The sequence below is a fragment of the Pseudoalteromonas sp. G5_S1_54_S4 genome, from assembly GCF_054968565.1.
The window spans coordinates 82,758-103,185 of record NZ_JBQKUL010000003.1 but is presented as its reverse complement, the minus strand read 5'-3'; the positions used below and the strand labels follow the sequence as shown (position 1 = coordinate 103,185).

At 40.8% G+C, this 20,428-nt stretch carries 21 protein-coding genes and 4 tRNA genes; 14 read left to right on the top strand and 11 right to left on the bottom strand.

Going from position 1 to position 20,428, the window contains the following annotated elements:
* Positions 1-48 precede the first annotated feature (48 nt).
* The 8 genes from murB to tuf all read left to right on the top strand — a co-directional run bounded on the left by murB (position 49) and on the right by tuf (position 4,596).
* Positions 49-1,059, top strand: a complete 1,011-nt coding sequence (murB, locus tag ACTRWE_RS02410) for a UDP-N-acetylmuramate dehydrogenase (RefSeq protein ID WP_013466182.1) — start codon at positions 49-51, stop codon at positions 1,057-1,059.
* The gene (gene birA, locus ACTRWE_RS02405) at positions 1,056-2,048 is read left to right on the top strand and encodes a bifunctional biotin--[acetyl-CoA-carboxylase] ligase/biotin operon repressor BirA (protein WP_033103519.1); all 993 of its coding nucleotides are present in this window, start codon (positions 1,056-1,058) and stop codon (positions 2,046-2,048) included. The genes murB and birA overlap by 4 nt, the downstream gene beginning before the upstream one ends.
* Positions 2,045-2,743 (top strand): type III pantothenate kinase, encoded by a 699-nt coding sequence (locus ACTRWE_RS02400; protein ID WP_076922306.1) that lies wholly within the window; start codon positions 2,045-2,047, stop codon positions 2,741-2,743. The genes birA and ACTRWE_RS02400 overlap by 4 nt, the downstream gene beginning before the upstream one ends.
* A 126-nt stretch (positions 2,744-2,869) precedes the next feature.
* Positions 2,870-2,945, top strand: a tRNA-Thr gene (locus tag ACTRWE_RS02395).
* A gap of 39 nt (positions 2,946-2,984) precedes the next feature.
* Positions 2,985-3,069, top strand: a tRNA-Tyr gene (locus ACTRWE_RS02390).
* Positions 3,070-3,115: 46 nt separating this feature from the next.
* Positions 3,116-3,190 (top strand) — tRNA-Gly (locus ACTRWE_RS02385).
* Between the two features lie 10 nt (positions 3,191-3,200).
* Positions 3,201-3,276 (top strand) — tRNA-Thr (locus ACTRWE_RS02380).
* Positions 3,277-3,411: 135 nt separating this feature from the next.
* The gene (gene tuf / locus ACTRWE_RS02375; RefSeq protein ID WP_036980581.1) at positions 3,412-4,596 is read left to right on the top strand and encodes an elongation factor Tu; all 1,185 of its coding nucleotides are present in this window, start codon (positions 3,412-3,414) and stop codon (positions 4,594-4,596) included.
* Between the two features lie 488 nt (positions 4,597-5,084).
* Here the strand turns inward: tuf and ACTRWE_RS02370 are convergent, their stop codons facing one another.
* From ACTRWE_RS02370 to ACTRWE_RS02355, 4 genes are all read right to left on the bottom strand, one after another.
* On the bottom strand, positions 5,085-5,996 hold the full coding sequence (locus tag ACTRWE_RS02370; RefSeq protein ID WP_462879450.1) for a hypothetical protein: 912 nt from the start codon (positions 5,994-5,996) through the stop codon (positions 5,085-5,087).
* 173 nt (positions 5,997-6,169) lie between these two features.
* Positions 6,170-7,360, bottom strand: a complete 1,191-nt coding sequence (locus ACTRWE_RS02365) for a dipeptidase (protein WP_462879449.1) — start codon at positions 7,358-7,360, stop codon at positions 6,170-6,172.
* A gap of 60 nt (positions 7,361-7,420) precedes the next feature.
* Positions 7,421-7,666 (bottom strand): YheU family protein, encoded by a 246-nt coding sequence (locus ACTRWE_RS02360; RefSeq protein ID WP_008114225.1) that lies wholly within the window; start codon positions 7,664-7,666, stop codon positions 7,421-7,423.
* A complete protein-coding gene (locus ACTRWE_RS02355; RefSeq protein WP_028834817.1) occupies positions 7,663-8,655 on the bottom strand; it encodes a hydrolase in 993 nt (330 codons plus the stop codon). The genes ACTRWE_RS02360 and ACTRWE_RS02355 overlap by 4 nt, the downstream gene beginning before the upstream one ends.
* Before the next feature lie 588 nt (positions 8,656-9,243).
* On the opposite strand from ACTRWE_RS02355, the gene ACTRWE_RS02350 reads away from it, so the two are divergent.
* Positions 9,244-9,744 (top strand): hypothetical protein, encoded by a 501-nt coding sequence (locus ACTRWE_RS02350; RefSeq protein ID WP_016900071.1) that lies wholly within the window; start codon positions 9,244-9,246, stop codon positions 9,742-9,744.
* Positions 9,737-9,970: a helix-turn-helix transcriptional regulator gene (locus ACTRWE_RS02345; protein WP_013466171.1), complete on the top strand. Its 234-nt coding sequence runs from the start codon at positions 9,737-9,739 to the stop codon at positions 9,968-9,970. The genes ACTRWE_RS02350 and ACTRWE_RS02345 overlap by 8 nt, the downstream gene beginning before the upstream one ends.
* Before the next feature lie 77 nt (positions 9,971-10,047).
* Here ACTRWE_RS02345 and ACTRWE_RS02340 read toward each other — a convergent pair whose 3' ends face one another.
* Together ACTRWE_RS02340 and ACTRWE_RS02335 are read right to left on the bottom strand one after the other, a co-directional pair.
* Positions 10,048-10,464, bottom strand: coding sequence for a TIGR02444 family protein (locus tag ACTRWE_RS02340; RefSeq protein ID WP_013466170.1), 417 nt, complete (start codon positions 10,462-10,464; stop codon positions 10,048-10,050).
* Positions 10,451-12,370, bottom strand: a complete 1,920-nt coding sequence (locus tag ACTRWE_RS02335; RefSeq protein WP_462879448.1) for an ATP-binding cassette domain-containing protein — start codon at positions 12,368-12,370, stop codon at positions 10,451-10,453. Before ACTRWE_RS02335 ends, ACTRWE_RS02340 begins: the two co-directional genes overlap by 14 nt.
* Positions 12,371-12,502: 132 nt before the next feature.
* On the opposite strand from ACTRWE_RS02335, the gene ACTRWE_RS02330 reads away from it, so the two are divergent.
* Positions 12,503-12,706 carry a YheV family putative zinc ribbon protein gene (locus tag ACTRWE_RS02330; RefSeq protein ID WP_008114218.1) on the top strand — a complete coding sequence of 68 codons (204 nt, stop codon included), beginning with the start codon at positions 12,503-12,505 and terminating at the stop codon, positions 12,704-12,706.
* An 11-nt stretch (positions 12,707-12,717) separates the two neighbouring features.
* Here the strand turns inward: ACTRWE_RS02330 and ACTRWE_RS02325 are convergent, their stop codons facing one another.
* Together ACTRWE_RS02325 and ACTRWE_RS02320 are read right to left on the bottom strand one after the other, a co-directional pair.
* Positions 12,718-12,933 carry a SlyX family protein gene (locus tag ACTRWE_RS02325; protein ID WP_013466167.1) on the bottom strand — a complete coding sequence of 72 codons (216 nt, stop codon included), beginning with the start codon at positions 12,931-12,933 and terminating at the stop codon, positions 12,718-12,720.
* Complete coding sequence (locus tag ACTRWE_RS02320) at positions 12,920-13,918, bottom strand: WD40 repeat domain-containing protein (RefSeq protein ID WP_462879447.1); 999 nt, start codon at positions 13,916-13,918, stop codon at positions 12,920-12,922. The genes ACTRWE_RS02325 and ACTRWE_RS02320 overlap by 14 nt, the downstream gene beginning before the upstream one ends.
* 195 nt (positions 13,919-14,113) lie before the next feature.
* Here ACTRWE_RS02320 and fkpA point away from each other — a divergent pair, with 195 nt between their 5' ends.
* Positions 14,114-14,866 carry an FKBP-type peptidyl-prolyl cis-trans isomerase gene (gene fkpA / locus ACTRWE_RS02315; protein WP_462879446.1) on the top strand — a complete coding sequence of 251 codons (753 nt, stop codon included), beginning with the start codon at positions 14,114-14,116 and terminating at the stop codon, positions 14,864-14,866.
* Between the two features lie 59 nt (positions 14,867-14,925).
* Here fkpA and ACTRWE_RS02310 read toward each other — a convergent pair whose 3' ends face one another.
* On the bottom strand, positions 14,926-15,396 hold the full coding sequence (locus ACTRWE_RS02310; RefSeq protein WP_013466164.1) for an Rsd/AlgQ family anti-sigma factor: 471 nt from the start codon (positions 15,394-15,396) through the stop codon (positions 14,926-14,928).
* Positions 15,397-15,903: 507 nt separating this feature from the next.
* On the opposite strand from ACTRWE_RS02310, the gene hemE reads away from it, so the two are divergent.
* Positions 15,904-16,968 carry a uroporphyrinogen decarboxylase gene (hemE, locus tag ACTRWE_RS02305; protein ID WP_013466162.1) on the top strand — a complete coding sequence of 355 codons (1,065 nt, stop codon included), beginning with the start codon at positions 15,904-15,906 and terminating at the stop codon, positions 16,966-16,968.
* Positions 16,969-17,041: 73 nt separating this feature from the next.
* Here the strand turns inward: hemE and sthA are convergent, their stop codons facing one another.
* Positions 17,042-18,472 (bottom strand): Si-specific NAD(P)(+) transhydrogenase, encoded by a 1,431-nt coding sequence (sthA, locus tag ACTRWE_RS02300; RefSeq protein ID WP_175610054.1) that lies wholly within the window; start codon positions 18,470-18,472, stop codon positions 17,042-17,044.
* 13 nt (positions 18,473-18,485) lie between these two features.
* Positions 18,486-19,619, bottom strand: coding sequence for an acyl-CoA desaturase (locus tag ACTRWE_RS02295; RefSeq protein ID WP_024602170.1), 1,134 nt, complete (start codon positions 19,617-19,619; stop codon positions 18,486-18,488).
* A 130-nt stretch (positions 19,620-19,749) separates the two neighbouring features.
* Between ACTRWE_RS02295 and fabR the strand changes: the two genes are divergently transcribed.
* Positions 19,750-20,367, top strand: a complete 618-nt coding sequence (gene fabR, locus ACTRWE_RS02290) for an HTH-type transcriptional repressor FabR (protein WP_013466159.1) — start codon at positions 19,750-19,752, stop codon at positions 20,365-20,367.
* Positions 20,368-20,428: the final 61 nt, after the last annotated feature.

Here is a 20,428-nt window from a genome sequence, read left to right as displayed (position 1 = left end):
CGATGAGTTAAACTAGAGCGATTAATTACTGGTACCCTTAGGACCCTTGTGGCGCACTCATTACAACCCCTACATACATTTGCATTAAGTAGCCAATGCCAAAATTTTATTGAGATCACCGACTCAGCGCAGCTTCAAACTCAGAGCTTTAACGCGCCTTTTTGTCTGTTAGGGGAGGGCAGTAATACCATTTTTTTAAATGATTATGCTGGCACGGTTATTAAAATGGCGACCCAAGGAATTAATATTACTGAACGGGAAAATGATTTTTTAGTCAGTGCGGCTGCCGGTGAAAATTGGCATCAATTAGTGACTTACTTGCTTGAGCAAAGCATAGCAGGGTTTGAAAATTTAGCACTCATACCTGGCACAGTCGGTGCTGCGCCAGTGCAAAATATTGGTGCCTACGGTGTAGAAATAGCACAATTTATAGAAGCTGTTGACTATTTTGATATTAATAGCAACTGCTTCAAATCTTTAACTAATCAGCAATGCCACTTTGCTTATCGTGAATCGGTTTTTAAACACGCGTTAAAAAATAAAGCGGTGATCACCCAAGTGCACTTTAAACTGCCAAAAATATGGCAACCAGTACTCAGTTATGGGCCGCTTCAACAACTAAAAAATCCGACGCCACAGCAAGTATGTGAGCAGGTGATACAAACACGCAATAGCAAACTCCCAGACCCTTATAAACTAGCTAATGCTGGGAGTTTTTTTAAAAACCCAATTATTACGAATGCTGCGTTAGTGCCGTTACTTGCGCAGTTTCCTGAGTTACCTCATTACCCACACGGAGCCGGTCATCATAAAGTCGCAGCGGGGTGGTTAATAGAACAAGCGGGGTTAAAGGGATATAAGATTGCCGGTATTGAAGTGCATCAGCAGCAAGCTTTGGTGCTCGTTAACCATGGTCACAGTACAGGGGATGATTTGATCAGCATGATCACCCATATTCAAAACACTGTTTTAGCGCGCTATAACATAAGCTTAGAACACGAAGTGCGGTTAATTGATCAACACAATGAATGCCATATCTCTTTGGAGCAATCAGCATGAAAGCACCTGATGGAAACAAGCTGGCTATTTTAAATGCGCTTAATAAAGGCGGGTTTGTCTCTGGGCAAGCTTTAGGAGAGGAATTAGGAATTAGTCGTGCCGCTGTTAGTAAACACATTCAAAGCCTACAAGCTATGGGCTTAGATGTATTTAAAGTTACAGGCAAAGGCTATTGCTTAAATAACCAAGTAGGGTTACTTAATCAGGAAAAAATACAACAGCTTTATGCTGAGTTAGGGCAAAATATCGCTAATATTGAAGTGCAGCCGCTCATTGATTCAACCAACAGCGAACTAATGCGCCGCATTCAGGCTAAAACACCACTTCAGTCGGGCACGGTAATCGTTGCCGAAATGCAGCAAGCAGGTCGGGGGCGTCGAGGGCGTGTATGGCAATCGCCATTTGGTGCCAACTTATACTACAGCTATTTTTGGCGATTAGATGATGGTTTACAAGCCGCTATGGGTGTATCGATTGCTGTTGGTTTAGCGGTGTATGATGCGATAAAAGCACTTTATGGTATTGATGTAGAGTTAAAGTGGCCAAACGACATTTACATAAACAAACAAAAGCTCGCTGGCGTATTAGTTGAATTAGACGGGCAACCACAAGGACCGTGTCAGTTGGTGATAGGAATTGGTATTAATTTAAATATGCCACAAAGTGCCAGTCAGCACATTGACCAAGCATGGACTGATTTAAGTCAGCACACCCAGCAGCTAGATAAAAATCAATTAGTAGCTTCATTAACTTATTGGTTAGAGCAGCGCTTAGCGCAATATCGCGAGAACGGCTTACAAACTATGTATCAACAATGGAATGCATTAAATGCGTTTGCAGGCGAGCAGGTAGAGCTTAATACTGGGCATCGTAGTTGGCGTGGCATTTGTGAAGGTATAGATGCGCACGGTGGTGTACGTATTCGCCAAGACGGCGAAGTAAAAAGTTATTATGGCGGCGAGATTTCATTAAGAAAGGCGCAAGCATGAGATTGTTAATTGATGTAGGTAATACTTCACTCAAAGCCGTATTGTGGGAAAACGGGCAAATACAGCCATGTGATATTAATAATATTTCATGGCAGCAAATTACGGTTGTTATTTACGCTTGTGTTGGTCGTAGCGAGTTACTTAAACAATTATTAGCGCAAGCCAAAACGTATAATATTGATTGTTTTGAGGCTACGGTTAGTAGTGAGCTTAGTGGGTTACGCTGCGCGTATCAGCAAGTAGGTAATTTGGGTATAGATAGATGGTTGGCACTTATTAGCGGTTATACGCTTTACCCTAATATGGCTGCTATTGTTGTTGATGCTGGCACGGCTACCACCATAGACGTTCTCAATAATGATGGGCAGCACTTAGGTGGTTGGATATTACCAGGGCTTGATTTAATGACCTCATCACTCACTCAAAATACTCAGCGCGTATTTGATGATGAAAACACGCCATTTGCTAATGAGCTTGGCAAAAACACTCCTAACGGATTAAAAAATGGTGCTTTAGTGGCAACTATTGGCGCAATTGAGCAAGCAAGGCTGCATTTAAATACAAAAAATAGCCTCTTAATTTTTGCTGGTGGTTATGGTCAGCTATTACAAGGGCATTTTTCACAGAGTATTTTCGACCCAATGCTAGTAATGAAAGGCTTAAATTACTGGTACGAGCTAGCTAAAAAGAGTTAAAAACAACAAAAAAACAGCTTTTTGCGCGAATAGTGAGCGTTTGAAGCATTAAATCACATTTTTTTTAATTTTTTGGTTGCATCCCAATAAACCTTACTCTAGAATCTCGCCCCGTACTAAAGCAGTGCCGACTTAGCTCAGCTGGTAGAGCAACTGACTTGTAATCAGTAGGTCAACCGTTCGACTCGGTTAGTCGGCACCACTTTCCTTTTACCGGAAGTGCTTAGTAAAGAATTATCGTGGAGGGGTTCCCGAGCGGCCAAAGGGATCAGACTGTAAATCTGACGGCTCAGCCTTCGCTGGTTCGAATCCAGCTCCCTCCACCACTTTATTCTAGACGGTTAGAGGTAGTTTAAGAACAGGTTCCTTAAAGCGGGCATCGTATAATGGCTATTACCTCAGCCTTCCAAGCTGATGATGCGGGTTCGATTCCCGCTGCCCGCTCCAATTTGATGATGCTGATATAGCTCAGTTGGTAGAGCGCACCCTTGGTAAGGGTGAGGTCGGCAGTTCAAATCTGCCTATCAGCACCAGTCAATCGAATCGCCTTAAACACTTCCTTTATCTGTCAGAAAAAACTATTTGAAATTTGAAAAAATTAACTTAATCTACCTATGGTGGATTATTTTCATATGTAATCTAGATACACAAAACTGATAGGTTCCGTCATGGCAAAAGAAAAGTTTGAACGCGTAAAACCGCACGTAAACGTTGGTACAATCGGCCACGTTGACCACGGTAAAACTACACTAACTGCAGCAATCACTAACGTACTTGCAAAAGTATACGGCGGTGTTGCTAAAGATTTCGCATCAATCGATAACGCTCCAGAAGAGCGCGAGCGTGGTATCACAATCTCAACTTCACACGTTGAGTACGACACACCAACTCGTCACTACGCACACGTAGATTGTCCTGGTCACGCCGATTATGTTAAAAACATGATCACTGGTGCTGCTCAAATGGACGGCGCTATCTTAGTAGTTGCTGCGACTGACGGTCCTATGCCACAAACTCGTGAGCACATCCTACTTTCTCGCCAAGTTGGCGTTCCTTACATCGTTGTGTTCATGAACAAATGTGACATGGTTGATGATGAAGAGCTACTTGAGCTAGTAGAAATGGAAGTTCGTGAACTTCTTTCTGAATACGACTTCCCTGGTGATGACTTACCACTAATTCAAGGTTCTGCACTTAAAGCACTTGAAGGCGAAGAGCAATGGGAAGCTAAAATCGTAGAGCTTGCAGAAGCACTAGATTCTTACATTCCAGAGCCAGAGCGTGACATCGATAAGCCATTCATCATGCCTATCGAAGACGTTTTCTCAATCCAAGGTCGTGGTACTGTTGTAACTGGCCGTGTTGAAGCTGGTATCATCAACGTGAATGACGAAGTTGAAATCGTTGGTATCAAAGAGACGACTAAGTCTACTTGTACTGGTGTTGAAATGTTCCGTAAGCTTCTTGACGAAGGTCGTGCTGGTGAGAACATTGGTGCACTTTTACGTGGTACCAAGCGTGAAGACGTTGAACGTGGTCAAGTACTAGCTAAGCCTGGTTCAATCAAGCCACACACTACATTCACTTCAGAAGTATACGTACTTTCGAAAGATGAAGGTGGTCGTCATACTCCATTCTTCAAAGGTTACCGTCCACAGTTCTACTTCCGTACAACTGACGTAACAGGTGACGTACAGTTACCAGAAGGCGTAGAAATGGTAATGCCTGGTGATAACGTTAAGATGACAGTAACGCTAATCGCGCCAATCGCGATGGACGAAGGTCTTCGTTTCGCTATCCGTGAAGGTGGCCGTACTGTAGGTGCTGGTGTTGTAGCAACTATCGTAGAGTAATAATTAGCCTAGCTAATTAATACGAAAAAACCCGAGCTTAGCCTCGGGTTTTTTAATGTCTGCAATTTACTTCATGTGAAGGTGGCGCTCTTACCATAGGGGTAGGCGCTTTGTAGCAACGTTCAACGAGTAATAATTAACCTAGCTAATTAATACGAAAAAAACCAAGCTTAGCGTCGGGCTTTTTAATGTCTCAAGAAAAATACAGGTTTCAGGTATTAGGTGCGAGGCTTCAGGCAGAGCAAAGCGGTATTAATTTGATCATCGTAGCATGGGTTGAGTTTTATCGAACTCAGAGGATAAAGCATGAAGGTGGCGCTCTTACCTTAGGAGTAGACGCTTTGTAGCAACTATCGTAGAGTAATCATTAGTTGTAATGCATTAAGCATTAATAAAACCCGAGCTCAGTCTCGGTTTTTTTATTTCTGAGGTAAAGTGTAATTATTAATGTTATTGCTGTAACAAAGTAGGAGTATGGACTTAATTAGTTAGTAACCAGCATTCTTACGTAATTCATCAAGCATGTCTTGGTTACCCATCATTTCGTCAAGCGTTGCCCTGACTGCATTGTCAGAGGTATTGTCATAAACTGAAAGTAGATGTTGCGCCATTTGCTTTGTATAGCCATCTTGTTTATTTTGAGCTTGGTAGTATTGCGCCATCAACCCTTGTGCAGCTAAGCGACGGATATAATCATTCGTGTCTTGCTCTAACAAGTTTGTAAATTGCTCTGCAAGGCGGTAATCAAGTACCGGTGTTTGAGTTGATAGCTCAACAGCTTGAATTTTAAATTTTTCGTTACTACTGTTGTTCGCTAAATTTAAAATGTTACCTACTACTTCATAGTCATACTCAGGCATAGTAGATTTATTTAGAATATACATATTCATTTGCAGTTGGCTCAGTGCAGCTAACCTATTTAAATCAGAGATGCTTGGATCTAAAGTTTGCTCTCTTAATTGAGAGTTTATTTGTTTAGCATAATCAGGTTCTGATTTGATCCTTAAATCATAGTCTTCTGGTAAATCTGCATAAAAGCTATAAAGAGGATTTTGCTCACGTCGTTTTTCATCTTCTTGCTGCTGTTTTTCCTCTAGTACGTCAAGAACAAGCTCCTTAAATTCGTCGGTATCTTGTTCTTGATAAGAGTCATTAGCGTGCAGTTTTAAGTTTGCTATTTTGCGTTGTAGCGAACTTACTTTCTTGCTTAGTTCGTCAATTAGGGTTTCATTTGATTGCTGGTATTCTGCAGGAGTACTAATAGAAACTGTGGAGCTTAGCTGTTGCTGGTTGGGTTTATTAAGCGAACTGGCCTGATCTTTAAAAAATGTTCCGTAGCATGAAATTACCAAGGCAAGTGTTGCTATAGCAATCGCAATAGTTCCTTTGTTTATAGTCATAAAATAATCAGCCTCTAAAATGGGTAATTTATCTGTTTTCGAAATATAAGTCTGTTAAAAAGTGTGTTAAATGAGGGTTAAATATACGGGTTAATTAAGAATGCGGGCGTGAGTGGCGAAATACGGTGTTTAAAGTGGCTATAAGCGCTAGACCTAAGCCTAGCGCGTAAAGCTTAATGAGATTTTGCGTATTGCTCAGCTTGCTTCCACACTCTTAGCGTATTGCCGCTTAAAATCTTTTTAATATCGCTATCGCTGTAGCCTCTATCCATTAAGCCTTGTACAAGGTTTGGGTAGCTAGACACATCTTTTAAGCCGATAGGCAGTGAGTCACCTACGCCGTCGTAATCAGAGCCAATACCAACATGCTCTATACCAATTAACTTCACAACGTGATCAATATGATCAAGCACTTGCTCTAAGCTTGCAAATGGGTAAGGGTTTTTAGCGCGGTACATCGCATCAAAATCTTTACTTAACTTAGTACCATCTTTTTTTACCGCTTCTTTTTTACTTTTTAACTGTTTGCCCCACGTACCTGCTTTAGCAGTAACAAAGCTTGAACCAAAGTTAATTTGAATAACACCACCGTTCTTTTTAAGAGCTAATAACATGTCGTCATTCATATTACGCTCAAAACCTGGTGTGTATTTACGTAGTGATGAGTGTGATGCAATCACAGGGGTGTTAGACAGTTCCATCACTTGATAAAACGCATCGTCCGAAATATGCGACACATCAATCAGCATGCCGATGTTATTCATCTCTTTTACTAGCTCTTTACCAAATGGGCTTAGGCCTTTCCACTTGCGACGAATATCGTATGATGAGTCAGAAATATGGTTGCTTTGCGAGTGAGCAAGGGTGATATAGCGCACACCACGGTCAAAAAAATGCTGTAGGTTGTTTAAATCGCCTTCAATGGGTGAGCCGTTTTCCATGCCCATAGCAATCGACATTTTACCTTGCTTAAATTGTGCTTCGATATCGCTTGTTGAGCTGGCAATGGCAAACTTGTCAGGTGCACGTTGTGCAATTGCTTCCATACCATCAATAAGTTGATTCGCTAATTGAAAGCTTTTGCCTTTGCCTTCAAACTCTAAATGAGCAGGAATATAAATCGACATAAATGGCGCGTTTAAACCGCCTTTTACAGCGCGAGGGTAATCAAAATCGCCGCCATCAGTAGCTTTAGTTACATCAGTCCATTTTGCGTGAATACGGTAAGGTACATCAATGTGGGTATCGATTAAAATGGTATCGTGCGCAAGCTTAATTGCTTTATCTGAGGGAGTAATTTCTGCGTGTACTGCACCTGTTAATGCAATCGACATTGCAATAACTATTGAGCTTAGTTTTATCATTTATAATGGCTCTTTAAGTTAAAAAAGCCATTGTCTATTTTTACGCCGTGTCTGACAAGTTTACTCGTCGAATTGCGCTTCACTTTGTAGTGCTTTGAATTCACTTTTAGAAATTATGGTGACCGACTCATGTAGTTCAGAGAAAAACACCATAGCTTCGCCGCTTTTTAATTGCTGATTTACTTGCGCTACTTTACTTTCAATACTGAACTCTTGTTCGCCATAGTCAGTGCCTTCGCGCAAAACGTAGCTTTCAATTAGGTTGTACAGTGTGTCTTTATCAAGTTGTTCAAAAGGAATAATCATAGCCACTCTTTATCGGTGTTATTAAATACACATTGCTTAAAATAATCAGGCACCACTTGCTCTAACCAAAACACGGGTTTAAATGGGTTGTTACCGCTAATAAAGCCAACGTGGCCGCCTTTTTCAGAGATACGCAGGGTAACATGCTCACTTACATCCTGACTACTTGGAACCGCTTTAATCGACAGCATAGGGTCGTCTTTGGCATGAATAATTAGTGTGGGTGTCGCAATATCTTTTAAATACGGCATGGCACTGGCTTTTTTGTAGTAGTCGTGCGCATTTTCAAAGCCATGTAGCGGTGCTGTAAGCTGGTTATCGAACTCTAATAAATCGTCAATTTCCATTAACTGATCGGTGGTGATCGGTATTTGCTGTTTAATTTGTGGTAGTTTGCGTTGCATCGACTTTTTCATCCGATCGAGCAAATATTTTTGGTAAATTTTACCTAAGCTTTTACGAATAACATCACTAGATGATGACAAATCATAGGGCGCAGATATCACGGCGGCTGCACTAAGCGGGCAGTGAATGTGTTCTTCCCCTAAGTATTTAGCCAGCACATTACCACCCAATGAAAAGCCAACCGCCAAAATCGGGCGCTTTGGAAATTGCTGTTTTAAATGGTTTATAAAAAAAGCTAAATCGGCAGTGTCGCCACTATGGTAGGCTCTTGGCAGGCGATTGACTTCGGTTGAGCAGTTTCTAAAGTGCATTAGCACCACTGCAAACCCTTGCTTTTTTAATGCTTTCATCATGCCTTTGGCATAAAAACTATTTATGTTGCCTTCAAGTCCATGAAGTACCACTGCGAGCGGCGCCGTTTCGTTATGCGGGAGTGACCAGGCAAGCTCAATAAAGTCACCATCGGGTGTATCAAGTTGCGCAAGTTCGTAGCGAGTATGGTGAAAAGGGCGAAAAAAACGCGGCATTATGGTTTGAACGTGTCGGTTGGTCATCCACCATGCGGGTTTGAACTTAGGGATCATGTCTGTACTACGCACTTTGCAATAAACGAAGCGCTAGTGTAGCAAATTTTTTATATTTAAAAATAAAAAGCGCCTAATCAGTAAACTAATAAGGCGCTTTGTGCGTCGTGCTTAATGCTGTTCTTTAATATCTGCATCGTGTACTTTTTTCATGAAAAAATACACAAAGAAGAGGCATAAACTAATAACGACGCCTAAAAATCCAAATGATAAAAATAGTACTGGGTCGCTAAAAAAATCTCTAAAGAATACGTCCATAATGGCCTCCTGATGTCTATGGGTTAATCATAGGCTGGCTTGGCAGGGCTTGATATGATCCAGATCAAGCTATTTAACAGATTATAAAATGGGCAATGCAGATGTTGATTTTGATCAATAAAGTTAAGTCGATTTTGCACTTTTTAGTAAATTATCTGCGATTTTTTAATCACTTTTATAATAAAGATGGTCAGCAAAGTTCAGCTTTGAATAACCGTTGCTTTGTTTTAAGTTAAATAAAACAAACCTGGTGTTAAATATATTTGACATGGCTAAAGAGTGAACTTATAGTTTTAAAGTCAAAAATATTTTACTTGGAGTTAGCTTTATATGACTCGTTCAGAGCACTTTAAAGAACTTTTACAAAGCATAAGTTTTAGAGAACTGACGCTGAGTATCGATTTACTAGTAAGCGTGTACATATCTTACTTTTATGTAAACAGCCTAATGAATGCGAGTACGCAGCAGCTTAGTTCTGTTTCTTGGTTATCTGGTTTATTGCTACAGGTGTTAATTTATTCTGTGATACTTATAGTATTGAGCTATTTATTACTTTCATTTATCAGTGATAATGAATTAAATCAGCCACCTGATGTGAGAGAAAAGCAAATAAATTTAGTGGGTTATAAATACAAGGCCATAATATTACAGACGGGAATTTGTGTTGCTATTGTTCAATATCAAATTGAAGCTAATAACTGGGGCCCAGCTATCGAATATAATATTCCATACTTACCAATGCACGTCATGGTAGGTGCTTTTTTGATTGCCGAAATAGTCAACTATATAGCGCAGCTTTATAAAGGTAGAACGGGTAATATTTATGAGTGAGTATGTAATAACTAACTCTATTCGAACATTACGCTTTTTACGCGATGAAATGACGCAAAAGCAATTAGCAGATGCTATTGGTGTAACTCGGCAAACGGTAATGGCAATTGAGGCAAATAAATATTCACCCTCTCTAGAAGTGGCTTTTAAAATTTCTATAGTTTTTAACTTGCCATTAGAAGAGGTGTTTCAATACAAAGCCAAAGATATGCAGCTTGGTTTATAAAACAAACTAAAGTAACCACGTATATAACGAGCTAATATTCATAATATAAGTGATCTGATGAAAATAATGGTGAAAAATTATGCCAAATATTTATCGCTGTTATTGGGCGTTGAACAGGCTGTTAAATCCATACTATTAACTACATCAATCAATATTATTTGTTGCTGCTTTTCTAACTTCAACTCGGCGCCGAGAAGTGCTTTTCGAATTGCGGCGTAATCGGTAATCTCGGTTTGAATTGTTTTTAAATAGGCGCGGGTAGTACGTAGAGGCTTTAATACCTGCTGCTCAAATTCACTAATAGATTGTTCAAGCTTGCTCAGCTGTGTTTGGTTAATAGCTAGATTGAGAGAATCTAAGTAATACAGCAACAAGCATAGGTTGACGTTTTTACCTTGCAGGTTTTGGTAATCTAACAGGCGCGCTTGCATGCCATCTTCGCTATAAAGCTGACATGCAAACTGCCAAAAATCGTTGCTGTTAAGCAAGTTCATCGGCGAATGCCTGTTCTTTTTGTTCCATCTCTTCAAGGGCCATTAATAACTCTTCTTCAACATTATTAAGCTTAGGCGTAAGAGTGGCTTGCTTGGTAATTAGCTCTTTGAGCTTAGCTTTATTTTCATCGTTATAAAGTGTGTTATCGCCGAGCGCCTCTTCAACGTCAGCTAATTCTGCAGCAAATTTATCCAATTGTTTTTCAAGCTTTTCAATTTGCTTTTTAAGCGGTTGAATCGCTTTTCTGAACTCGGCCTCTAAGCGCTTTTGCTCTTTTCGGTTTACTTGTGAGTGGGCTTTTGGCTCGTCATCGGTGTCGCTTTTAGCGGCTTCTTTATTAGCATTAAGCAGCCACTGATAATACGCGTCTAGGTCGTAACCAAACTGAGTAACTTCGCCGTTATCAACTAAGTAAAATTCATCAGCGGTGTTTTTAAGCATGTGGCGATCATGCGATACCGTGACCATAGCGCCTTCAAAGCCTTGCAATGCCATAACCAATGCGTGGCGCATTTCTAAATCAAGGTGGTTGGTTGGCTCATCGAGTAGTAATAAATTTGGTTTTTGATAAACCAACATAGCCAGCACTAAACGGGCTTTTTCGCCGCCTGAAAAGGGGGCAACTGGGTCGAGTGCTTTATCGCCTACAAAGGCAAAGCCGCCTAAAAAGTCACGCAGTGATTGTTCGCTAGCTTTAGGGTTTAAGCGTTGCAGGTGAGTGACGGCACTGGCTTTTAAATCAAGTGATTCCAATTGATGCTGCGCAAAGTAGCCAATGTTTAAACCCTGATGCTGAAACACTTCACCCGCTTGAGGTTGTAAATCACCAGAAAGCAGCTTAATAAGTGTTGATTTACCTGCGCCATTTCTACCAAGCAGCGCGATACGGCTACCTGGTACTAAGTTCAGCTTAATACTGTTTAAAATGGTGACATCGCCATAACCGGCTTTGGCTTTGTCGAGTGTCATTAGCGGGTTAGGCAGAGCGGTTGGCTCAGCAAATTCAAAATCAAATGGCGAGTCAACATGTGCTGGGGCAAGTTTTTCCATGCGCTCTAGCGCTTTAACACGGCTTTGTGCCTGTTTGGCTTTACTGGCTTTGGCTTTAAAGCGGGTAATGAACTGCTCTAAGTGGGCAATTTGTTCTTGTTGTTTTTCAAACATGGCTTGCTGCTGTAATAAACGCTCAGCTTTTTGGCGTTCAAACTGCGAGTAGTTACCTTTGTACACATTAATAAGTTGTTTATCTATATGCCAAATTTGATCGACCACAGCGTCTAAAAACTCTCGGTCATGAGATATCAGTACCAATGTACCAGTGTAGGCACGTAAAAAACGCTCAAGCCAATACACAGCATCTAAATCAAGGTGGTTTGTAGGCTCATCCAGTAACAGCAAGTCGGCATCGCGAATAAGCGCTTGGGCTAAGTTTAAACGCATACGCCAACCACCCGAAAACGCACTTACTGGGTTTTCTATTTGATTATTAGCAAAGCCTAAACCATGTAACAGCTCTCCTGCCTTGGCTTCTATACTATAGCCTTTAATATTTTCAAGCTGAATATGCACTTTAGCTTGAGTGTCGCCATCATTGGTTTGCTCAGCTTCACGCAAAGCAATTCGTAGCGCATAATATTCAGGGTGGCCTTGCAGTACGTAATCTATAGCGCTTATTTCAAGGGCGGGGGTTTCTTGTTTTACTGAGGCCAGTGACCAATCTTTAGGAATACTGCAATTACCGCCATCTAACGAAAGCTCAGACTTTAATAAACTAAATAGCGTTGACTTACCACAGCCATTAGCACCAACAAGGCCTACTTTGTGCTCTGGAAATAATGTAGCCGATGCATTTTTTAATAAAGCTTTGCCACCGCGAAGCAGTTCTATTTCTGAGATTTGGATCATAAATACGTTACTTTACTGTGCCTTGATTGAATTGCGGCCATTATAACACGGATCTTATTAGCTATATCAATCGTATCAAGTAGGCAAATATTGCGATAAAATAACGTCAGTCAAAATGGTAGGAAAAACGAAGTGAAACATAAAAAACGATTTATTGCTGGAGCAACGTGTCCTGAGTGTAAAACCATGGATATGTTAATGCTCTACAAAGAGCATGACGTAGAAAAAGTTGAATGTATGCAGTGTGGTCATAAAATGGCTCAACCAGAGCAGGCTGTGCAGGCATCAACACGCCAATTTGAACAGATCATTGGCGTGTTTAATCCAGGCGACTAAACCTAAACAGTTTAGTAATGCGGTGGCGGAGGCTCCGGCATATTCGACATCATAGGTTGCGATGCTTGCGACTCTTTAAGTTTTTCAGCCAGCAACTCGGTTTGGCGCTTTATTTTTGCCAACTGTTGCTGGTGAACTTTTATTTCATCATTCAAAATTTCAATTGTTTCGTCTTGAAAAGCCACTTTAGCCTCAAGTTCCATTAGCCGATGTTCAATTGTGTTCATTTGGTTCTCTTATAATAAAGCGCTCAGCGATTCCGCTTGAGCTTTCAGTTAACAATGATTTACCGTTATCTGTAAATGCCACATCAAGTACCACTGCCGATTTGGGCTTACTGCCTTCTCGCGGAGTGACTTGCCATGTTTGAACTTTTTCACCGCTGGTTAGCTGCCATAAATCAACCCGTTTATTGGGTGAACCGGTTGCTAATAAAGTGCCTTGATCGTTAAAGCGCACTGCGGTAAAAATTTTCTGACGCGCAATATACTTTAGTTTACTAACAAGGTCACCTGTAGTCAGCTTCCATACATTTGCTTGTGCCATACTGTCGGCGGTAAAAGCATAGCGCCCTTGAGGATCTAAAGCGACCTGCGTTACTCGGGTTGGGTGATTAAAGCGATGAACTACTTGCCCACTTTGAGTATCCCATAAGTAGGCAACATAATCGTTAGAGCCGCTCAATGCATAGCGCCCATTAGGTGATAGGTCTACGGTGTTTACTTTATCTTGGTGGCCTAAAAATTCAATGCGTCTGCCAGTGTTAAGGTTTATAAATACCACAACGCCATCGCTGCGCCCGTAAACAACACTTTGGCCTTGGTTGCTAATGGCAATATCGCGAATGCTGGCTTTTTGTATTTTATAAAAACCTTTATTTTTGCCAGTGGCAATATCCCAGACCGCAAAGGTGGTTTTTTCGGCGGTAACAGCCACGCTATTATCAAAAGCAATGGCTACGGCATAAACTAAGCTATCTTCGGCTTGCTGTTGAAACCATTGGTATTTAAGCGCTTGCTGTTGATTATCCCAAAGGGCGACCCCATGATTGATAGAAGACACTAAGCTGTATTGACCATCGTGCGATAACGCAGATGAAAAGGCGCCCTGTGCAGTGTGCTCAAAACTGGCCACTGCTTGTTGTTTTTCATCACTACATGCAATTGTTAATAAACAGCAAGTGGCGACTAAAAAAGTACGAAATAACGACATATTACAGGTATTTCCTCTTAACTCTTAGTGACTGAGAGGTTAGACTAGGTTGCGAAAAACGCCTAGGTTGTTTGTCTAATCACTGGATATGTTTTTAGTTTAGCTATTAAACAAGCAGCCTACCATGTAGGCCGTTAATCTTTAACTAGTAATATTACAATAAATGGCAACTGCAAAGTGTGTCGGAGATTTAAAATGAGAAAGACGATTAAATTGTCATTGATTGCAGCGTCAGTTTTAGCGCTTACAGCTTGTAATCAAGAAGCAAAAAAAGAGCAAGCAGACGTTAAGCTAGATACTGTAGCACAGCAACAAGCGTACGGTATTGGTGCATCTGTGGGTAACTTTTTAAATAAAGACCTAGCGGATAAAAAAGAAATTGGTATTGAATTAGACCAAGCTTTATTAATGCGAGGCTTTGAAGATGCACTTGCGGGTAATGCAAAAATTGACGAAGAGAAAATTCGTGAAGTTTTAACAGCATTAGATGAGTCAGTGCGTAATAAACAAGAAGAAAAAGCAAAAGTAGAGTCTGAAAAAAGCAAAGCTGAAGGTGAAAAATACCTAGCTGATAACGCTAAAAAAGAAGGCGTGATGGTTACTGAGTCTGGTTTACAGTACGAAGTAATGAGCGAAGGCGAAGGCGCAAAACCAGTAGCAACTGATGTGGTTAAAGTACATTATAAAGGCACATTGTTAGACGGTACTGAGTTCGATAGCTCTTACTCACGTAACGAGCCGACAACGTTCCCACTAAACCGTGTAATTCCTGGTTGGACTGAAGGTTTACAACTTATGCCTGTAGGGTCTAAGTACAAATTTACTATTCCTTCAGACCTTGCTTACGGCGATCGTGACTTAGGTAAAATTCCTGCTAATTCAACACTTATTTTTGAAGTTGAATTATTAGAAATTCAAAATGATGCAGAAGCTGCCGCTGCAGAATAAGCGTTATAGATAATAAAAAAGGGACCTTAGGTCCCTTTTTTATTACGTTGAATAACTAATTAGTCAGTGTGATTAGAAAATAAGTTATCAATCAGCTCATCTTCAAGTGCAAAGCGCGCTTCGAGTGCTTCACCCATTACTGAAAGATCATTATCAAAGCCTTCTAGTAAATCTTCAGCGTCTACCTCAGCGTACTTATCGTTGAAATCCAGAGCGATGTCAGTGGTATCTGAAATACGTGGGTATATCGTATTAGCGAGTTGCTGGCTTTCTAGGCCTTTCTTTTCGCAGGCTTTAGCAATATCGTCGTACACTTCAAAGTGGCCGGCCGATAAATAATCCATTAAAATTTGGCAAAATGCCTGAATTTGTGATGGTTCAGGCAAAGACTGATCTTTTTTCTCATAAGGTGAAAAGCCTGCAATTTTACAGTAAAGCACAATCAGCTCTTGGCGTTCGTTTAACCAATTATCGATGACCGTATGGCTACCCCCCCACTTTTGTTGAGCTTTTTCTACACGCTTCAGCATAATTTTTCTCCTAAGCTGGGTTGGATTTTTTAAATTAAAAATAAAACTTATGTTATCCAAGATATATTTAATTGGCGTGTATATCAACAAGTAAAATAGATGTAATACCAGAGGGAATTTTGTTTAAGGGTATAAGTTGTAAGTAATTTATTCCAGGCAAGAAAAAACCACCTATTACGGTGGTTTAATTTCTTTATTAGACTTGTTTAAACAAGCATTCTTATTTTTATTAGGGATTTTTATTATTTTTATATTAACAATTTTTGTTATTGTTTTGTTAACGCGGGGGATACAATATCAAGCTTTTTTAGATGTTGCAAATAGTTTAATGAAAAGTTTTTATTATTAACGTTTGTTTGGTTGTTTTATGTACAAAACAACATGAAAATTAAAAATTACTTGATCTAGCGCTACTCTGTAGCGATTTAATCGCTTAGCGATAGAGGGGGCGTGAATATGGTGGTACAATCTTGCACAATTTCTAAAAGCCCTAGGACTCTATACGCTATGAGCGAATTAAAAAACGACCGTTATTTACGTGCCCTTGCCAAGCAACCTGTTGATGTCACGCCGGTATGGATGATGCGTCAAGCAGGACGTTATTTACCTGAATACCGTGCTACACGTGCACAAGCGGGCGATTTTATGAGCCTGTGTAGAAATGCTGAGTTAGCCTGTGAAGTAACATTACAGCCTTTGCGCCGTTACCCATTAGATGCAGCTATTTTGTTTAGTGATATTTTAACTATTCCCGATGCAATGGGATTAGGCTTGTACTTCGAAACCGGCGAAGGCCCTAAGTTTGAACGCCCAATTTCGTCACTAGCTGATGTTAAAAAAATTCCTAAACTTGATCCTACCGATGAGCTTGGCTATGTAATGAACGCAGTGAGCACTATTCGTCGTGAACTTAAAGGCGAAGTGCCATTAATTGGTTTTTCTGGTTCGCCTTGGACACTTGCAACTTACATGGTTGAAGGTGGTAGCAGTAAAGTATTTGGTAAAATCAAAAAAATGGCGTTTGCTGAGCCGCAAACACTGCATTTATTACTCGATAAACTAGCTGATTCGGTGATAGATTACTTAAACGCGCAAGTTAAAGCGGGTGCGCAATCGCTAATGGTATTTGACTCATGGGGTGGTGTACTAAGCCCGCGTGATTACAATGAATTTTCATTGCAATACATGCATAAAATTGTTGATGGCTTAATTCGTGAATACGATGGCCGTAAAGTACCGGTTACTTTATTTACCAAAAACGGTGGTCAGTGGATTGAAGCGATTGCCGCAACGGGCTGTGACGCAGTAGGTTTAGATTGGACTATTAACATTGGTGATGCTAAACGTCGTGTTGGCGATAAAGTGGCACTGCAAGGTAATATGGACCCATCAATGCTTCATGGTACGCCTGATCGTATTCGCCAAGAGGTTGGTACTATTTTAGAAGACTTTGGTACTGGCAATGGCCATGTATTTAATTTAGGCCACGGTATTACACCAGATGTTGACCCAGAAAATGCCGGTGTATTCATTAACGCCGTGCATGAATTAAGTGCGCAATATCATAAATAGTTTCTAAATAACGATGAGTTATTAAAAAAGCCCGCTTGATTCAAGCGGGCTTTTTGTTACCTAGTGCTTAATATTACTTAAACAAGCGATTTAAGCCATTTAACGCCGCAACTCGGTAGGCTTCTGCCATCGTTGGGTAGTTAAACGTGGTATTTACAAAGTAGTCGATGGTGTTGCCACCATTTTTTTGTTCCATAATAGCTTGGCCAATATGCACAATTTCAGAGGCACGCTCACCAAAGCAGTGCACGCCAAGTACTTCTTTGGTTTCTGTATGAAATAATATTTTTAAACTGCCCACATCGGTACCTGCAATTTGCGCACGGGCTAAGTGTTTAAATTGCGCACGCCCCACTTCATACGGTACTTTTGCGGCAGTTAATTGCTGCTCTGTTTTACCAACAGAACTCATTTCAGGAATAGTATAAATACCGGCTGGAATATCAATAATCAGCTTTTCATCGCAGTTACCAGAAGCAATGGCATCTGCGGCAATTCGACCTTGGTCAAATGCAGCACTAGCAAGGCTTGGGTAGCCAATAACATCGCCTACTGCGTATACATTGTCTATTTCTGTTTGGTAGGTTTCGTTTACTTTTATCTGTCCGCGGCTATCTGCTTTTAAGCCAATGGCTTCTAAATTAAGGGTATCAGTGTTACCGGTTCGGCCATTGGCAAATAAAATACAGTCAGCTTTAACACGTTTGCCCGATTTTAAATGCATAACAACGCAGTCATCACGGGTTTCAATGCGATCAAATTCTTCGTTATGACGAATTACAATACCGCTATTCCAAAAGTGATAGCTTAATGCATCAGATATTTCAGCATCCATGAACGCCAATAAGCGATCGCGAGTATTGACTAAATCAACCTTGGCACCTAGCCCTTTAAAGATAGATGCGTATTCACAGCCAATTACACCCGCGCCGTATATAAGTACGCGATGAGGGTCGTGTTCAAGGCCTAAAATAGTGTCACTTTCGTAAATTCGTGAGTGGGTGAAATCAACCCCTGGTGGGCGATAAGGTCGTGAGCCGGTAGCAATGACAATCGTTTGTGCAGTAAGGCGCTCAGTAGAGCCGTCATTACGTCTAATTTCAATAGTGTGCTTATCAACAAAGCTAGCGTCGCCTTGAAACATATGAATGCGGTTACGATCGTAAAAACTGCTGCGTAAGTTTGACTGCTTTGAAATTACCGAACTGGCATGGCGTAAAATATCAGGAAAGGTAAGTCTTACCGGACGCTCGCCTACGTTAAATAAAGGATTTGCTTTGTATTCAATGTAGCGACTAACAGAATGACGAAGTGCCTTTGAAGGAATGGTACCCCAATGTACACAGCCACCACCCACGGCTGTTTGGCGTTCAATAACTGCTACTTTTTTGTTACTTTTAGAGAGGTTCATAGCGGTCCCTTCACCGCCAGGACCCGTGCCAATAATGATTGCATCATATTGGTATGTCACGGGTACTTTTTTCTTTTCTGGTTGTTTGGCCACAGCCACTCCTATTTTAACTAAAAGAGGCTTTTAATAACCTCGCATTAAGTGCTAGCCATGCCTGTTTTTGTGTTTCCCAGGCGGCTTCAAGCTCGTGATATTGTGCCATTAATGCCGACTTTTCACACTGCTTTGCCATATTATTTTTTTTAGCTTCCAACACTTGTTTTTGTAATGAGCAATAATTTTGCAGTTTTTTAAGCAACAAATCGTACTCTTGTTGTAATAATGTAAGCTTATCTTGCGCTAAAGGCAATTTTGCGAGTCGACCTTGCGTTTTGCTCATCAAGGTTTCTGCTTTAGCTTTTTCTATGCGCTCAACCGGTGTGCGCTTTAATTTACTCGCTAAACCAAGTGCAGCTAACGAGCGGATCATCCATTTAGTTGGGTCGTAATGAAACCATTTAATGCCATTGCGGTAATCGCTCGCAAAAATATGATGAAAGTTATGATAACCCTCCCCATAAGTAAATAAGGCTAAAAAGCCATTATCGCGTGCGGTATTTTTTTCTGTGTAAGGGCGAGAACCCCAAATGTGCGCAACAGAGTTAATAAAAAAGGTAAAATGCTGGCTCAGTACTAAACGAAGTAATCCCGCTAGTAATAACATGCCCCACACATCACCTAACATTAAACCTAATACCAGTGGTAAACCAACATTCATGGCAACTACCAGCTTTAAATAATGTTTATGTTGCCACATCACAATTTTATTGCGTTGTAGGTCGCGGCAATTGCTGTAATCACCGTAGCTATCGCCTTGGTAGTCGCGCAGCATCCAGCCAATGTGACTATACCAAAAGCCGTTGGTAGCGGCATAAGGGTCTTTTACAGGGTCATCAACTTGACCGTGGTGAATACGATGATCGCTGCTCCAATGCAGTGCACTGTTTTGCAAAGCAAACGCGCCGCCTAAGGCAAAAATAAATTCAACGACCGGGTGTGCGTTGTAAGTTTTGTGCGCCCATAAACGATGGTAACCCGCAGTGATCGATAATCCCGCGAAAAACATGCAAGCTACAAAAGCAGCCCATTGTGTGCCTGTAAAGCCATAGTTAAACCCATACCAAGGTACAAGTGTAACAGCAGCCAAAAACGTCAGGCTAAAGAAAAGGACGTTGGTCCATATAAGTGGTGGTTTTTTCATCTTTCTCATTTCTCAGCGTACAACTGTACGCTAAAATAATATTTCAATCTGCTGCCGTCAAGTATTAGACTGTACTATTAGCTATTTTTTTAATTAAAAATTTATTACAAATTCATTCAGGGAGCTGTTGATGTCGGGCGTTAGAGCACAACAGAAACAAAAAACACGACAAGCATTAATTGAAGCTGCTTTTAATCAGCTTAGTGCTGATCATAGCTTTTCAAATTTGAGCTTGCGTGAAGTAGCGCGCGAAGCCGGTATTGCGCCCACCTCTTTTTATCGTCACTTTAAAGATATGAACGAGCTAGGTTTAACCATGGTTGATGAAGCGGGTTTAACGCTGCGTCAGCTGATGCGCCAAGCACGCAGACGAATAGCCAGTGGTGGCAGTGTCATCAACACCTCTGTGGTTACTTTTATGGAGTTTATTGATAACTCTAGTAATCAATTTAGGTTATTGCTGCGTGAGCGCTCGGGTACCTCAAAAGCATTTAGAGCGGCAGTAGCACGTGAAGTGAAACACTTTATTTTAGAGCTTGCTCATTATTTAGAAAGTGAAACGCCCTGTGATGCGATTCATGCGTATATTCAGGCAGAGGCTATGGTTACGTTGGTATTTAATGCTGGCGCCGAAGCGCTAGATATTGAAGGTCAGCAACGCGATGAATTAATTGAGCGAGTTATTTGGCAGTTACGCTATATTACTCGTGGTGCGTCAAATTACGTACGCGCAGAAAAGAAAGAGTAAATATTAAAAAAAGTTAAAATAAGCACTGTACTTTACGGTGCTTGTTAATTTAAACGCCACG

Coding starts and splice junctions, on each gene's coding strand:
- ACTRWE_RS02295 (WP_024602170.1), bottom strand. CDS start 19,619: ATGAAAAAACCACCACTTATATGGACCAACGTCCTTTTCTTTAGCCTG.
- fabR (WP_013466159.1), top strand. CDS start 19,750: ATGTCGGGCGTTAGAGCACAACAGAAACAAAAAACACGACAAGCATTA.
- ACTRWE_RS02325 (WP_013466167.1), bottom strand. CDS start 12,933: ATGAACACAATTGAACATCGGCTAATGGAACTTGAGGCTAAAGTGGCT.
- ACTRWE_RS02400 (WP_076922306.1), top strand. CDS start 2,045: ATGAGATTGTTAATTGATGTAGGTAATACTTCACTCAAAGCCGTATTG.
- ACTRWE_RS02320 (WP_462879447.1), bottom strand. CDS start 13,918: ATGTCGTTATTTCGTACTTTTTTAGTCGCCACTTGCTGTTTATTAACA.
- tuf (WP_036980581.1), top strand. CDS start 3,412: ATGGCAAAAGAAAAGTTTGAACGCGTAAAACCGCACGTAAACGTTGGT.
- fkpA (WP_462879446.1), top strand. CDS start 14,114: ATGAGAAAGACGATTAAATTGTCATTGATTGCAGCGTCAGTTTTAGCG.
- ACTRWE_RS02370 (WP_462879450.1), bottom strand. CDS start 5,996: ATGACTATAAACAAAGGAACTATTGCGATTGCTATAGCAACACTTGCC.
- hemE (WP_013466162.1), top strand. CDS start 15,904: ATGAGCGAATTAAAAAACGACCGTTATTTACGTGCCCTTGCCAAGCAA.
- ACTRWE_RS02365 (WP_462879449.1), bottom strand. CDS start 7,360: ATGATAAAACTAAGCTCAATAGTTATTGCAATGTCGATTGCATTAACA.
- ACTRWE_RS02350 (WP_016900071.1), top strand. CDS start 9,244: ATGACTCGTTCAGAGCACTTTAAAGAACTTTTACAAAGCATAAGTTTT.
- ACTRWE_RS02345 (WP_013466171.1), top strand. CDS start 9,737: ATGAGTGAGTATGTAATAACTAACTCTATTCGAACATTACGCTTTTTA.
- ACTRWE_RS02310 (WP_013466164.1), bottom strand. CDS start 15,396: ATGCTGAAGCGTGTAGAAAAAGCTCAACAAAAGTGGGGGGGTAGCCAT.
- ACTRWE_RS02335 (WP_462879448.1), bottom strand. CDS start 12,370: ATGATCCAAATCTCAGAAATAGAACTGCTTCGCGGTGGCAAAGCTTTA.
- ACTRWE_RS02355 (WP_028834817.1), bottom strand. CDS start 8,655: ATGATCCCTAAGTTCAAACCCGCATGGTGGATGACCAACCGACACGTT.
- birA (WP_033103519.1), top strand. CDS start 1,056: ATGAAAGCACCTGATGGAAACAAGCTGGCTATTTTAAATGCGCTTAAT.
- ACTRWE_RS02360 (WP_008114225.1), bottom strand. CDS start 7,666: ATGATTATTCCTTTTGAACAACTTGATAAAGACACACTGTACAACCTA.
- ACTRWE_RS02340 (WP_013466170.1), bottom strand. CDS start 10,464: ATGAACTTGCTTAACAGCAACGATTTTTGGCAGTTTGCATGTCAGCTT.